Genomic DNA, 14,920 nt, shown 5'->3' with positions numbered 1-14,920 from the left:
AAGAGATCAAGAAGCTCTTTATCTAATACAAGTCACAGGAATTAATTAATGTTAAATGCATTCACTGAATAAATGTATTCTTATTAAGAAACATTACCAAAATAAATAATTATCATTATAAATATATGCCACGGTGTTTATTAAAATATAATCAGAATCAATTTAACTATAAATAAAAAAAGCCGAAGATATACTCCGGCTTTTCGCACCTCATTTCTGGACATGAAGAAAGATTACGCTTCCTTCACCACAATCAGCGGCTCTATATCGCTCTCTTTTTTAATTACCAGCGACTCGTCGCCGCGCAGACAGGTTCCGCCGTAGTTACCGCCTACGGTGAAGGTACAAACCTGAATATATTTATCGGCAACCTTCGGCAGACACCAAAGCTGCTGATAAATGTTCTTCTGTTCAGCAAACTTACCGCTGGTTTTATCCAGGAGCTCTTCCTGGTGGCTCACCAGATCGATGTTGCTGCCACAACGTCCTGCAATAGGTTTCACTGCATAACCGGTTCGCGCCAGCTCTTCATTAACAGTGAAATCAGTATCAAGCAGATAGCGATGGTGCGGGAACAATTGCCACAGGATCGGCAGAATCGCTTTGTTGCCAGGGATCACCGTCCACAGAGGCTCGAAGACCAGCACTTCCGGGCGTAGTAGCACGTCTATCAAACGCACTTCCTGATTGGTATGCCCGGTACGGATGGGCACTGCGGCATACTCCGTTTCGCTGACCTCTCGCACCTGCTCTATCGCGGTTTCCCACGCCCAGGTTTTCCAGACGCAGTTCACCAGGCGACCATCACCGTCAATCAACTGACCGGCGTCATCCCAACGTAGCTCATCGAGGCCACGCAGAATTTTGCTGTCAAACCCGGCCTGACGCAGCGCCTGCTGCATAAACTGCGCGTGATAGTTTTCCTCAATATCCTTATCCTGCATGATGTGGACAAAAGGACGCGCGCGGCTGTGTTTCCAGGCGCCAGCCAGTTCGTTGATCAATCCTTCAGCCGGATTATGTCCCTGTCCTGTGTAGCCCCGCTCGGCCCATCTTTCGAGGATCAAACCGGCTTCGGTATGACAGGATGCGGAATCGGCGTTGTACTCATACACCTTCAGTCCGCGTTCATCCATACAGAAATCCATACGCCCGGTGATCATGTGATGCCGACGACGCTGCCAGGAAAGACGCAGACGCGGCCAGAGGATTTTCGGGATGTCGAAAAGCGCGAGCAGGTTGTCGTCTTTGAGCACTTTGTCGGTCGCGTGTAGATACATCAGGTGCAGTTCGTTGGTGGCTTTAATCAGCTCCTGCTCCGCGCTCTCGGTAATGGTGAAGTACTGATGCGGATCCTGATTAATGACGTGACCGTTCGCCAGCACGTAGGCTTTTTGCAGCGGATCCTGCTCATCCAGCCATTTACCGTCGAACTGGCCACTATTTTCCAGTCGCGCGCCGCTAATTTTCAGTGAGTCATTGGCGATCTCCGGCTGCGGCAGGCTGTCACGGGTATCATCGGTCTGGATCATCCAACCAAGAATGGTGGTGTCGTCAAAGGTATCACGCAGGGTATAACAACCGTTTTCAACCACCATTTCCAGTTCGCGGGTCCACTGCTGTCCGGGAGGCAGCGGCGTGTGGATCACGTTCTGTTCGGCAATGCGGATTTTGTTTTCCAGCAATTGGGTGACTACCGCCACATGGCCGGTGTCTTTAAATTCGCCGCCTTTCTGCCAGATAAGCAGAGCACCTGCAACCGGCGCACGGGGCGAACCATTCGGAAATGCCTGTAACGGCAGGATATTGTCATTCACCACTTCACGCAGGAAGCGTAAGGAGAAGATCTCCCATGCCATGCCCACATCGGTGAAAACCATGCCATAGTTCAGGAAGAGAAAACGGCGGGCAAACTCTACGCACTGCCATTTGTGGCCCATATATTCGTCGTCGATATAGCTGCGAAATGCCGCGTCATCGTCGTAGTCCCGTGGGTCGAGGGAGCTGTAATCTGAAGAGTAGATTGCTACGCCGCCTGGGGCGTAGCCCAATAATGTCCCGAATGGGGCATCCTGACTGGTCGTTCCTTTGCTCATGCACCTTACCTCAAAACAATACAGCCTGAGCAGGTTGGCGTGAATTTATCGCTCTGATTGCCTGCTCTGCGACACTAACCGGACAGAGGTCGACATCATCATACACCTCAACGCAGCGGCTGGCGCTCAGAGGCGAAAAATTCACAGCAGGAACTACGCTTTTTTCAGGGTGACCGGTACGCTTTTGTACGCCGGAGTCAGACTCTGTGTGTCTACCGCATCCAGCGAAAGCAGGACATTCGCTTCAGGCAGATAAGCGCCAACAGAGCCTGCCGCCATATTGTAAATCACCACCGTTAAACCGTGCATAACACGTTCCGCACAGGGCTGGCCGTTGTCGTCCAGCGCCTGAACGTTGACCACATCGCCCTGGCTCAAACCGCGAGCCGCCGCTTCTTCGGCGCTTAAAAACACCACATCACGCCGACCGGTAATGCCACGATAGCGATCGTTCATGCCATAGATAGTGGTGTTGTACTGATCGTGACTACGCAGCGTCGCCAGAACTAACGCATCGGCAGGTTGATTTTCCCGCTCCACCGCTTGCTGATGGCTGACGATAAAGTTGGCTTTGCCATTCGGCGTTCGCCATTCACGTCGCGAGGCGGGCGTATCCATGCGAAATCCGCCCGGCTCGGCAATACGTGCGTTATAATCACGGAACGCCGGGATCACGGCGGCAATGGCGTCACGGATCAACGCATAGTCTCCGATTAACGCTTCCCAGTTGATTGGTGAAAGAGGCAGCGTGGCGCGAGCGATACCAGCGACAATAGCAGGTTCCGATTTTAGCCAGCGGGAAGCCGGTTTCAGCGCGCCGCAGGAGGCGTGAACCATCGACATCGAGTCTTCGACGGTCACCGACTGGATCCCCGTCGCCTGAATGTCACGTTCCGTTCGCCCTAACGCGGGCAGCAGGTAGTTATGTTTTGCCAGCAGCAAATGCGATCTGTTCAGCTTGGTCGCAACATGGACCTGCAGATCCAGATTTTTCATCGCCGCAAAAGTACGCTGCGGCTGCGGCATCGCCACCGCCAGATTACCCCCCATGCAAATGAGCGCTTTTGCCTCTCCCCGTTCGATGGCCCGGATACTCTCCACGCTGGAGCGGCCATGCTTGCGCGGCACGCTGATAGCAAAATGCGCCTCAAGGCGTTGCAGGAACTCTTCGGACGCCGCTTCATTGATACCCACGGAACGATCGCCCTGCACGTTAGAATGGCCCCGCAACGGGCAGATCCCCGCGCCCGGTTTCCCCATATTGCCTTTCAGCAGCAGCAGGTTTACCAGTTGCTGAACGTTCCCAGTGCCGTTTTTATGCTGAGTAATCCCCAACCCGTAACAAATAATGGTGGCGCGGGATTTGTTATAGCTGTGTGCCAGATCCTCCATCTGACTGCGCGTCAGTCCGGAGTCCTGTTCCAGTTCTGCCCAGCTACACTGGCGTAAATCGTCATACAGCGCCGAATAACCCTCGGTATGCTGATGAATAAAAGCATGATCGAGGCAGGGCTGTCGATCCAGTAAGATCCTCGCTTCATCCATTTCGATCAGCGCTTTCATTATGCCTTTGAGCAGCGAGGCGTCACCGCCTATTTTAACCTGATAGTAATCGCTGCTTAGCTCCGTGGCCTGGCCGCCAAACATTTCTTTTGGGCTTTGCGGGAAGCTAAAGCGCTCAAGCCCCCTTTCGTTCAGCGGATTGATGGAGATAATTTTGGCTCCGCGTTTGGCAACCTCGCGTAAAGTGGTCAGCATGCGCGGATGGTTAGTGCCGGGGTTATGTCCGATACAAATGACCAGATCGCAGTGGTCAAAGTCGTCCAGTTCAACGGTCCCTTTCCCAAGGCCAATGGCCTGCGTTAATCCAGTGCTGGTAGGACCGTGGCACATGTTTGAGCAATCAGGGAAATTGTTGCTGCCATACTCGCGGGCAAACAGCTGATACAGAAATGCCGCCTCATTTGAGGTTCTGCCGGAGGTGTAAAACTCAACCTGTTCCGCTGAGTCATAGCTGCGCAGACGCTCACCGATCTCGTGGAAGGCGATATCCCAATCCACCGCCTGCCAGGTGTCTGACGCTGCATCGTATTTCATTGGATGCGTCAAACGACCAATGTTTTCCAGTTCATAATCGCTGTAGTGCCAGAGCGTGGAAACCGGATGACGGCTGAAAAATTCCGGGGACGCTTTCTTGCTGGTTGTCTCCCAGGAGACCGCCTTCACGCCATTTTCGCACAGCTCGATTGGCGCACGATGTCCAGGGTCCGGCCACGCACAACCCGGACAATCGAACCCTTTCACCTGGTTCATTTTGAACATTGCGATAATGTCGCGGGCGATAGCCTTTTGCGAAAATACCGAAGCAGTGACGGCTTTTACCGCGCCCCACCCACCCGCCGGGCCCTGATAATCGCTTACTCCTGGAACACCATTTTTCATTATTACTGCTTATTCACCGCCAATTTTTGATGGTGAATACGGTAGCAATTTCCGTCCAACATTGATTTCCTCTTCATGGAGTACGGCCCGGCTACAATGAACGGGTTAGATTTATCTTCCCCTTTCAGCACAAAGCGACATAAAGTCCCAATCTGTTAAATTGAGTTCTACCTAACTGCTACACTGCATCAACACAACCACTCAGAAGGCAGGTCAACATGTCAGACAATACCTATCAGCCCGCGAAAGTCTGGACGTGGGAAAAATCGAACGGCGGCGCATTCGCCAATATCAACCGCCCGGTTTCCGGCGCCACCCATGAGAAAACGCTGCCGGTCGGCAAACATCCGCTGCAGCTCTATTCGCTGGGTACACCAAACGGGCAGAAAGTGACGATTATGCTGGAGGAACTGCTGGCGCAGGGCGTCAAGGGCGCGGAATACGATGCATGGATTATCCGTATTGGCGATGGCGATCAGTTTTCCAGCGGCTTTGTTGAGGTGAATCCGAACTCGAAGATCCCTGCGCTGCGCGATCACTCGCAAAATCCGCCGGTTCGCGTTTTCGAGTCTGGCGCAATCCTGCTCTATCTGGCGGAAAAATATGGTTACTTCCTGCCGCAGGATTTGGCTAAACGTACTGAAACGCTGAACTGGTTGTTCTGGCTACAGGGTGCGGCCCCCTTCCTTGGCGGTGGTTTTGGTCACTTCTATAACTATGCGCCGGTAAAAATTGAGTACGCTATTAATCGCTTCACAATGGAAGCCAAGCGCCTGCTCGACGTGCTGGATAAGCAATTAGCGCAGCATCAGTTTGTGGCCGGAGATGAATACACTATTGCCGATATGGCGGTCTGGCCGTGGTTTGGCAATGTGGTTCTGGGCAACGTGTACGACGCGGCAGAGTTCCTTGACGCAGGAAGCTACAAGCACGTGCAGCGCTGGGCAAAAGAGATTGCAGCGCGTCCGGCGGTTAAGCGTGGCCGTATTGTAAACCGTACCAACGGGCCGCTGAACGAACAGCTTCATGAACGCCATGACGCCAGCGACTTCGATACCAATACCGAAGATAAGCGCCAGGCTTAAAATGCCTGATGGCGACGCCGGGGCGTCTTATCAGGCCTACAAAGATGTCATGCCGTAGGCCGGATAAGGCGTTTGCGCCGCCATCCGGCATAAAATCACGCGCTGGTGACGTCGTACTCCATACGGCGAAGTGCGTCTAACGTGGCTTTAGCTTCATCTTCATCAATGATGCTCATGGCGAACCCTACGTGCACCAGCACCCATTGCCCGACCAGCTCAGCTGTATCACCTTCACAAATCAGGGCAATATTGACATCACGTTTGATGCCGCACACTTCAACCTGCGCAAGCTGGTGAATATCTTCACCAACGGCCAGAACCTGACCAGGGACTCCAATACACATATCTGACTCCGCCCCATAGCAACCTATGGGTTATTCGACTTCAATACTTTTCACTTTCAGTGAATCGCCAGCATCAACCCGCAGACGATCGCCCTGACATAGTGGACACTGCGCATCATGCTGGGTGATTTCCACAACCTGACTGCAATCCCAGCACCACGCCTGGGCTGGTTTGTAATCAATATGCAGCTCACAACCCTGTGCCAGCGTCCCCTGACAGACGATGTCGAAACTGAAACGGACGGCACTCTCCTCAACGCAGGAGAGTGCGCCAATTTCCAGCCAAACGCCGGTTACGCGTTTGACACCGTGCTGCTCTGCCTGCTGTTGAACAATCTCAACCGCGCTCTGACAAAGGGACAGCTCATGCATTTTCGCAGTTCCGACGACCCAGCAGCAGCGCGCGGCGATTTAGCTGCGGCGCATTCGGATCGCTCACCGGCAGCGATAACAGCATGCGCGCGCAATCATCAGTCAGACGGACACCTTCTTGTGCCGACATGCTATGCGAAAGCGGCGACATCAGCGAACAAGAGAGGTATTGCGATACGCCCTCCAGTTCACCCACGGTAAAGGTCATTTCGCCATACGGCAGACGCAACCCGATTTTTTCGCTGACTTTACGCACCGGCCAGATCTGGTCCGGTCCGGGGAAAATCAGTGCGCTGAGCATCCAGGGTGTGATAACACACCCCGTCCACTGACCTTCAAACAGCGTAAAATCAGAGACATACACCGGCATATTCGGATGCAGGAAGGAAAGATCGTGCATTGAACGCCGGGCAATCTCTTCAAACGCCGCCTGAATTTGCGTCTTCGGGGCCGTCTGAAAACCGACAAACTCCTCAGACATGAGCCGCCTCCCGAGGGATCGCTTCAACGCCTGATTCGCGAAGCGCGGCAAGAACCTGCTCAAGCGCAGGTTCAATCATGGCTTCAACCGTCGGCGTTAGCCCGATATGCGGTTCAAGCGATTCCGGAATAACACCGACTAACGTCAGCTTTTTCGGAAACTCGCCGGTGAAACGCAGGGCCGACAATACGTCGGCCAGGCCAAGCTGGTGCGGTGAGATTTTGTTCGTAAACAGCGCCGGAATCTCTTCATCCCGCAGGACCATCATCGTTCCCGGCGTGTTTTTCTTCGACACTATGGCGTCAGCAATGATCAGATGATCCCTGTTCGCCATATCGCCGAGAAGCTCCATCCCAGCCGTACCACCGTCCAGAACATCAACAAAGTCTGGCAGGATGTACCGTTGCTCTAACGCCTCAACGATACGCACCCCGATGGCTTCGTCGGTCAGCAAAATATTGCCGACCCCTAAGACTAATATCCGCATTACAGAACCTTAACTGAGACCACTTCGTTCCCGTCAACATCCACCACATGCACCGCACATGACATACAAGGGTCGAAGGAGTGAATGGTACGAACCACTTCCAGCGGTTTGTTTGGATCGGCGATTGGCGTGCCTACCAGCGAGCGCTCGTACGGTCCGACTTCATCGTTGAAGTTACGTGGGCCTGAGTTCCAGGTTGACGGAACAACCGCCTGGTAGTTGCTGATAATACCGTCTTTAATCACCATCCAGTGAGACAGCATACCGCGCGGCGCTTCGAGGAAACCAACGCCTTTAAATTCGCCCGTTGCCGGAATATCCGGTTTCACGAAGGTGGTGTGGTCGCCTTTACCAATGTTCACAATCAGCGCGTTGTACTGATCCTGCAGAACGTTCTGCAGTTCACAGCAGTGAACGGTACGGCCAATGATACGGCCCAGCGTTGAGTGCAGTTGCGACACTTCGATGGTTTTGCCGGTCAGCTTGGTGTAAATCGCGATGATTTCATTCAGTTTGGCATGAGTAGACTCGCGTTTGGCCGCCAGTTTACACAGCATGTTGGCCAGCGGACCCACTTCAACCGTTTTACCGTAGAAGGTCGGCGCTTTAACCCAGGAGTATTTGCCGTCATCAGACCAGCCGGTGTAATCCGGAACCGTTGTACCTTCCCACGGAGCCTGCGGCGCTTCGTCTTTGTACCACGCGTGTTTCGCACTCTCCTGAATCCCTTTGATCAGGTACTCATCGGAGTGAGAGGTGATCGGACGATAGGTCGACAGATCTTCATTGGTGATGTAACCACCCGGGAACAGGAAGCTGCCGTTTTTACCGTCAGTCGGGAATTCCGGCGCGCTCAGGTAGTTAACCGCACCCTGACCACGTTCCAGCCACTCAGGGTAGAACGCAGCAATAACCGCGGTATCAACTTTGTAAACCTGCTCAACAAAGTCGCTCAGCTTATCGATGAAGGACTTGATGTACATCAGGCGCTCAAGGTTCAGCACACCGAGGCCGTCGAGGTTAATTGGGTTAGCAACCCCACCTACCGCCAGGTTCTGGATATGCGGCGTTTTACCGCCCAACAGCGCGACAACGCGGTTAGCATCACGCTGGCATTCCAGCGCCTGCAGGTAGTGTGCAACCGCAATCAGGTTCACTTCCGGCGGCAACTGCATTGCCGGATGACCCCAGCAACCGTTGGCAAAAATGCCTAACTGACCGCTGGCGACAAGATCTTTGATCTTATTCTGAACCTTGGTGAACTCTTCCGTGCTGTTCAGGTGCCAGGAGGACACACCGTTCAGCATCGCGGACGCTTTCGCTGGATCGGCTTTCAGCGCCGAGGTGATGTCCACCCAGTCCAGCGCCGAGAGCTGATAGAAGTGAACAATGTGGTCATGCGTGGTGTGCGCGGCCAGAATGATGTTACGGATGTACTGTGCGTTCACCGGAACATCAATATTCAGCGCGCTTTCTGCTGCACGAACGGAAGAGATAGCGTGAGTGGTAGTACAAACGCCACAGATACGCTGAACAATCATCCAGGCATCGCGCGGATCGCGGTTTTTCACGATCTCTTCCATGCCGCGCCACATGGTACCGGAAGCCCATGCTTTAGATACCACGCCATTTTCAATTTCGCAGTCGATGCGTAAATGACCCTCAATACGGGTTACCGGATCAATAGTAATTCTCTGGCTCATGCTTTGCTCGCCTCATGACGATTTTGATCGTTTTGTTTTAAAGGAGGAAGTATCGGCAGTAGACGAATGAGTACGATGTATGCACAAATCTCAATAGCCACAAAACCAATAGAAATCAACAGTTCTTCCCAGGTTGGGAAGTAGTGGTAGCCACCACCAGGATTGAACGCCACCAGCGAATAGGACAGACGCCATGTTGCACAACCCAGCAATGCGCTCAGCGCGGACAGATACAGCATGCGTGAGTCATTACGCAGCTTAGTGACGCGCAGCACCACCAGCGGGAAGACCATCAGTACGACTTCAATCCAGAACATTACGGAGTAAAGATCGCCTGCAAACGCATAGGACAGTTTGTCGCGATAGATCAACTCGCCAAAGCGCAGAACCACGAAAATCGCCAGCAATATGCTGATGGTATTCGTCAGCTTGATGAACAAGCTTTTCTCGTCCGGACCGTTACCTTTCAGACCGGCTTGGACCAGTGAGCCTTCAAAGATGACGATCGAGAAACCCATAATAAAGGCGGTTAATACGGAGAAAAGCGGCAACATTTCATACGCTTGCCATAGCGGATGCACCTTATAACCCGCAGAAATCATCAATGAACCCATTGAAGACTGGTGCATGGTTGGCAGCAGCGCGCCGAGAGCGATAATAAAGAACATCACTTTATTCAAACGCTTGAGGGAGACTTTCCACCCCAAACGTTCAAACAGAGCCGGAGCAAATTCCAGCGCCATGACGCCGATATAGATGGTCATACAGACCGCCGTTTCGAACAATACCGAGTTCACGTTGAAGTGACCAGGAATGTAGAAATACGGCAGGTTCCAGTAACGACCGACGTCAATGGTGATCGACAGACCACCCAGCGAGTAGCCAAACAGGCTTGCCAGCAGCGCCGGACGCACCAACGGATGGTATTGCCCTCTGTTGAAAACATACACCGCCCACGCCAGCGCCCAACCGCCACACGCGAAGCCAGTACCAATCAACAGGTCAAACGCGATCCATACACCCCATGGGAAACCACCGTTCAGATCGGAGACTGAACCCAATCCGAAGACCAGACGTTTCACGATCAGGAGCATACACAGGACGATTAACGGCCCAAAAATAATGACCGGTTTGCTGATTATTTTTCCGCCCAGCGGTTTAGGATCATGACTCATGATCGTCTCCTCCGTCGTGATGGTCGTTTTTCGTGTTACGACGAACCAACACGGTTAAGCCCGCCAGCGCAGCCAGGGGTAATATCATGCCCTTATACAGGGAATGTTGAACATGTTCAGAACGCGCACCGGTTGAAAGATCATCCAGTTTTGGCAGATCCAAATCCTCGTAAGGAACACCCGTCAGCACCATCACCTGCGTACCACCACCTTCCTTCTCACCGTACAGGTGTGGGTAGTACTTCGGTACCGTATGCAGATAGGTATCGCCCGCTTTCACCGTCTGACGCGGATAGTGGTATTCGCTGCCAGGCTTCAGCGCGAGACGTTTTTTCGCCTCAGCCATCAGCTCTTCACGCGTACCAAAAATCACCGCCCCGGCAGGACACACTTCAACACAACCCGGTAAACCGCCTTTATCCAGACGCTCAACACCTTTCTGGTTACACAGTTCACATTTGTGAAGCGCGCCAAACGGGTTGTTGTAGTCGTACTTAGGCACGTTGTACGGACAGGCGACCATGCAATAGCGGCAACCTGTGCAGACATCTTTGTCATAGTGGACGATGCCGGTTTTCGGATCTTTCTTCAGTGCGGAGACCGGGCAAACGGAGACGCAGTTCGGATCGACACAGTGCATGCACTGTTTCTTAATATATGCGTAGCCATTTTCTTCCTGGTCTTTGTTAACGCCTGTTCCGCTACGCCACACCTGGATGATGTTATTGGTATACGGCGACAGCTTGTCGTTGTTTGACCAGGTCTGCTCGCCTTCCGGGTTACGCGCCGGAAAGTTGATGTCCTGACACTTGGTGACACAGGCCTGGCAGCCCACGCATAGCGTCGAGTCATAGAGCATCCCAAGAGAACCCGGGATCGGCGGACGGTTTTCTGCAGCCGCATGGCTGATGGACGGCGCAGCGCCCAACAGCAATGCCCCGCTGGAGGCTGCTTTAATAAAGTTACGTCTGTTCACGGTTATTCTCCCCGTGAGTCAGCGTTATCTTTCTTCTGCTGACGACCCAGTTCACGAACCGCCATCACGCTGACGCCGGCGACCAGCCCTACCACGCCACCAAGCAGCCCAATCGCGCCGGCAGAGACATTGCCACCTTCTTTCATGTTGACGTCAGGTTTCTCGGAGCGCGGGGTTTGGTTTTCCACATGAGCAAGCTGGTGAATACCTTTATGGAAACCAACGCCTTCTTCGTTACAGCCGTAGCAAGGGTGGCCGATAGCCACCGGCCACACGCCGCCAACATCGCAGAATTGCAGCGTTGAGCAGTTGCCGTAGGTTTCGGGTCCTTTACAGCCCAGATGGTAGAGACACCAGCCTTCACGGTGGCCTTCATCGCCAAACTCTTTCGCAAAGCGGCCAGCATCGAAGTGCGGGCGACGCTCGCAATGTTCGTGAATCAAACGGCCATAGGCGAATGTTGGACGGTTTTTGGTATCCAGCTTCGGCGGCTTACCGTAAGTGATGATATGCGCGACCGTTGCCAGGAAGTTATGCGGGTTCGGCGGACAGCCGGGAATGTTGATGATGGTTTTGCCTGGCAGAACTTCCTGCAAGCCGACTGCACCCGTTGGGTTAACGCCAGCGGCAGCAACACCACCCCACGCGGCGCAAGAGCCAATGGCAATGATAGCGGCTGCGCCTTCAGCGGCCCGGCGGATATGATCCACGATCGGCTCACCGGCAACCATGCAGTAAATACCATTATCTTTCAGTGGGATAGAACCATCTACAACCAAAACATATTGCCCTTTGTACTTCTCCAGAGCGTTATGTTTGTTCTCTTCAACCTGATGGCCGAAGGCGGCAGAGAGTACCTCATGGTATTCCAGAGAGATTGTCTCCAGGACGAGGTTTTCCACTGTAGGGTGTGTCGCGCGAAGCAGCGATTCAGTACAACCCGTACACTCCTGAGCACCAATCCAGATAACCGGTGGGCGCTGAGGGCGGGAAACTGATTCGGCCATTTCTGCGGCGGCTTTGCTACTGAGCCCCATGGTGGCGGCCAGTGCTGCACAAAGCTTCATGAAATCGCGGCGATTGATGCCGCTCGAATTGATGAGAGAGTTATCTCCAGTCATTTTATAGTTATTCCGTTGCGAAGACCTGGCTTTTTATTTTGCACCATTCGCATGTTGCATATTGCGATCGGCGCGCCATTTACCACACTTTTTATATGGTTATGTGCGATATAATACTTCGACGGAGCAACAAAACGAAGGCGTAGGTCAATAGTGTAATTAATTAAAGCAAGATAATACCCCTTTCGGATCAAGCTTCGAGCCGATAGCCGGCCATGAAAAAGCGAATTGTTGTACTGGACTGGTTCTCTTTAAAGAAATCCATCACCATCTCCTTATCCAGTCCATAGCGACGCGTCAGGATGCCCGCTTCCCACGCGCTGAGCTGTCGATCGCCTGTTTTTTCAAACATTCGATGTGAAAACCCCAGTACAAAACCGCGTTTATAATCCGCGCAAAAATGCGCCACCGAGCGTGCGCTATCCGCATTTTCCGCGTTTAATCCGGCCATCAGGCCTTTACCAAAATGGTTGTCCATGCATAACCCCCAATCGCTATATAATAAATTATATAGCGATTTTTTAAGCAAAGACCAGAGGTATCAGGGACTTTTTTGTGCCAGCTTAAAACGACACCCAGTCATCCGTTTTAGCTGTTGCAGAGGTTTTGCGTTCTGCTGAAGGGGAAGCGGTCGCAGTGGCAGCGTATTGCACGTCGTTAGCTGATAGACGGAACTGTTGCACCGAACGTTGCAGATCTTCCGTTTGCCGTTCCAGCGCGACTGCCGCGGCGGAAACCTGTTCGACCAGCGCGGCGTTCTGTTGCGTAACGCTGTCCATCTGCGTGATCGCCACGCTTACCTGTGAGATGCCTTTGTTCTGTTCTTCCGAAGCAGAGGCGATTTGTTTCATGATGGTGGTGACTTCTGTCGCGCCGCGCAGAATCGCCTCCATCGTTAATCCAGTCTCTTTAACCAGACGAGCACCCTGATCGACACGACGCGACGATTCGCCGATCAGCGTCTCAATCTCTTTGGCTGCTCCGGCGCTACGGCTGGCAAGATTACGCACCTCACCGGCAACCACGGCAAAACCGCGCCCCTGCTCGCCCGCTCTGGCCGCTTCAACCGCCGCGTTAAGCGCCAGAATATTGGTCTGGAAAGCAATGCTGTTAATCACAGAGGTAATTTCCGCGATCTGTTTAGAACTGGCGGCAATGCCGTCCATGGTCTCAACCACTTCTGAAACCAACGAGCTGCCTTTACCTGCCGTTTCTGTCGCCGTATCGGCCAGTTGGCTGGCCTCACGCGCATTTTCGGCGTTCAGTTTTACCGTTGCGGTCAGTTGCTCCATGCTGGCTGCGGTCTCTTCCAGCGCCGCAGCCTGCTCTTCAGTACGTGAGGAGAGGTCGTTATTACCGGTGGAAATTTCCGTCGCTCCTCGCCAGATATTGTCACTACCAGAACGAATGGTACTCACGGCTTCGCGCAGGCTGTCCTGCATCGCGCACAGTAACGGCACCAGTTGGCCCACGCAGTTACGACCAAAATCTTCAATAGAATGGCTGAGATCGCCCTGCGCAATTTGTTGAAATTGTTGGCGAATACGTCCCAGAGGTTTCACCATCATGGCGACGAGGTAGCGGTCGGTAAAGAACAGGAGCGCAATACCGAGGATTACGGCGGTGATAATTAGCGTCCGGATGATAGACGTTTTGCCATCGACCATAACGCGGGTGGTATCGAGCCTTTCACCCGCAGTGGTGTTAAAACGCTCAGCACTGGCGCCAAATTCACGGCTCAAGGCTGGCGTAACGGTGCTGGCATGCTCCGCAAAGGCCGTGAGCGTGCCCTGCTGAGCCAGTTGCATTTGTGGGATAACGCCGTTATCCAGCAACGCCTGCCACTTGGTCAGCACCGCCGCGGCGACTTCCGGATCCATGGGGCCGGGAGACAATGTTTTCATCTCCTGGAGTTTTTTACTCATATTGTCCAGGGACTGTTGCGCTGGCGCAAAATCCGGCGTTCCGCCGCTCATTTTGACATCCATTGCGCGACTTAACCGCGTCACAAAACGAAAATACTGATCGTTACCCTGGCTGAGAACAGTCATCTGATGGACGAGATGACTGTCAATATCATTCCCTTCTGATATTTTTGATAAAGAATGAAGACTGAATAAACCCACGCCCGACCACAGCAGGCAAAAAAGTCCCAATATTGCCAACATGACAATACGAATAGTGAAGTTTTTCAGCAAACCCATAATAATTTCCTTGCCGTTGATGAGGAATTCGCCATCAGGCGATACTTATCCTTGTTATCGGCAGGCGGTAGAGAAGATATAATGCGTTCTTTATTTTTTTACTTTCTTAAGTCCAGGCCATATCTCTCCAGATGATATCAACATGAATGCTAATGAAATTAGCCAGCATTATTATTCAGATAACTCACCTAAATTATTTAATAATGCTTTGTTTTTTATCGTAAATATTTATTAAACCCTGCAAGAGTGCGCTCCCAAGAGAAATCAGAGTCAGTATTATCATAATGAGAGGTCGGATCATTATGAAAGCCGTGATTAACGCAGGGAGATATATAGCCTTCACACGCGGGTCTCCTTCAATAACTCGCGTAACGAATTCTGCCCAGTTTTTCATCCCAGTGTGACCTGTGAACGGAATATTCACCGAGAACCCG

Annotated in this window: 13 protein-coding genes; 1 reads left to right on the top strand and 12 read right to left on the bottom strand. The window is 52.7% G+C overall.

Translation table 11 applies throughout. The annotated features are described in order from the left end of the window. Positions 1-233: 233 nt before the first annotated feature. Positions 234-2,096, bottom strand: coding sequence for a bifunctional glutathionylspermidine amidase/synthase (gene gss, locus FDX09_RS17605; RefSeq protein ID WP_085048739.1), 1,863 nt, complete (start codon positions 2,094-2,096; stop codon positions 234-236). A gap of 153 nt (positions 2,097-2,249) precedes the next feature. Further along, positions 2,250-4,538, bottom strand: a complete 2,289-nt coding sequence (locus tag FDX09_RS17600) for an FdhF/YdeP family oxidoreductase (RefSeq protein WP_085048738.1) — start codon at positions 4,536-4,538, stop codon at positions 2,250-2,252. Between the two features lie 218 nt (positions 4,539-4,756). On the opposite strand from FDX09_RS17600, the gene yghU reads away from it, so the two are divergent. Then, on the top strand, positions 4,757-5,623 hold the full coding sequence (yghU, locus tag FDX09_RS17595; RefSeq protein WP_003846344.1) for a glutathione-dependent disulfide-bond oxidoreductase: 867 nt from the start codon (positions 4,757-4,759) through the stop codon (positions 5,621-5,623). Positions 5,624-5,718: 95 nt separating this feature from the next. Here yghU and hybG read toward each other — a convergent pair whose 3' ends face one another. From hybG to FDX09_RS17545, 10 genes are all read right to left on the bottom strand, one after another. After that, complete coding sequence (gene hybG / locus FDX09_RS17590; protein ID WP_003024459.1) at positions 5,719-5,967, bottom strand: hydrogenase maturation factor HybG; 249 nt, start codon at positions 5,965-5,967, stop codon at positions 5,719-5,721. 30 nt (positions 5,968-5,997) lie between these two features. Further along, positions 5,998-6,339 (bottom strand): hydrogenase maturation nickel metallochaperone HypA, encoded by a 342-nt coding sequence (gene hypA / locus FDX09_RS17585; RefSeq protein WP_003828349.1) that lies wholly within the window; start codon positions 6,337-6,339, stop codon positions 5,998-6,000. Further along, entirely contained in the window at positions 6,332-6,820 is a 489-nt protein-coding gene (hybE, locus tag FDX09_RS17580) for a hydrogenase-2 assembly chaperone (RefSeq protein WP_079225995.1), read from the bottom strand. The genes hypA and hybE overlap by 8 nt, the downstream gene beginning before the upstream one ends. Beyond that, complete coding sequence (locus tag FDX09_RS17575; RefSeq protein ID WP_032944999.1) at positions 6,813-7,307, bottom strand: HyaD/HybD family hydrogenase maturation endopeptidase; 495 nt, start codon at positions 7,305-7,307, stop codon at positions 6,813-6,815. The genes hybE and FDX09_RS17575 overlap by 8 nt, the downstream gene beginning before the upstream one ends. Further along, positions 7,307-9,010: a hydrogenase 2 large subunit gene (gene hybC, locus FDX09_RS17570; protein ID WP_038633838.1), complete on the bottom strand. Its 1,704-nt coding sequence runs from the start codon at positions 9,008-9,010 to the stop codon at positions 7,307-7,309. Before hybC ends, FDX09_RS17575 begins: the two co-directional genes overlap by 1 nt. Next, positions 9,007-10,185 (bottom strand): Ni/Fe-hydrogenase cytochrome b subunit, encoded by a 1,179-nt coding sequence (hybB, locus tag FDX09_RS17565; RefSeq protein ID WP_038633842.1) that lies wholly within the window; start codon positions 10,183-10,185, stop codon positions 9,007-9,009. Before hybB ends, hybC begins: the two co-directional genes overlap by 4 nt. Continuing rightward, the gene (gene hybA, locus FDX09_RS17560; RefSeq protein ID WP_003828357.1) at positions 10,175-11,161 is read right to left on the bottom strand and encodes a hydrogenase 2 operon protein HybA; all 987 of its coding nucleotides are present in this window, start codon (positions 11,159-11,161) and stop codon (positions 10,175-10,177) included. The genes hybB and hybA overlap by 11 nt, the downstream gene beginning before the upstream one ends. Before the next feature lie 2 nt (positions 11,162-11,163). Next, positions 11,164-12,282: a hydrogenase 2 small subunit gene (gene hybO / locus FDX09_RS17555; protein WP_003024486.1), complete on the bottom strand. Its 1,119-nt coding sequence runs from the start codon at positions 12,280-12,282 to the stop codon at positions 11,164-11,166. Between the two features lie 190 nt (positions 12,283-12,472). Beyond that, a complete protein-coding gene (locus FDX09_RS17550; protein ID WP_038633845.1) occupies positions 12,473-12,760 on the bottom strand; it encodes a DUF2623 family protein in 288 nt (95 codons plus the stop codon). 85 nt (positions 12,761-12,845) lie between these two features. Next, positions 12,846-14,486, bottom strand: coding sequence for a methyl-accepting chemotaxis protein (locus FDX09_RS17545; protein WP_137347622.1), 1,641 nt, complete (start codon positions 14,484-14,486; stop codon positions 12,846-12,848). Between the last annotated feature and the right edge of the window lie 434 nt (positions 14,487-14,920).

The sequence above is a fragment of the Citrobacter sp. wls717 genome, assembly GCF_005280955.1.
Lineage (GTDB): Bacteria > Pseudomonadota > Gammaproteobacteria > Enterobacterales > Enterobacteriaceae > Citrobacter > Citrobacter werkmanii.
The sequence above is the reverse complement of the archived record's forward strand: the minus strand, read 5'-3'. Positions and strand labels throughout refer to the sequence as shown.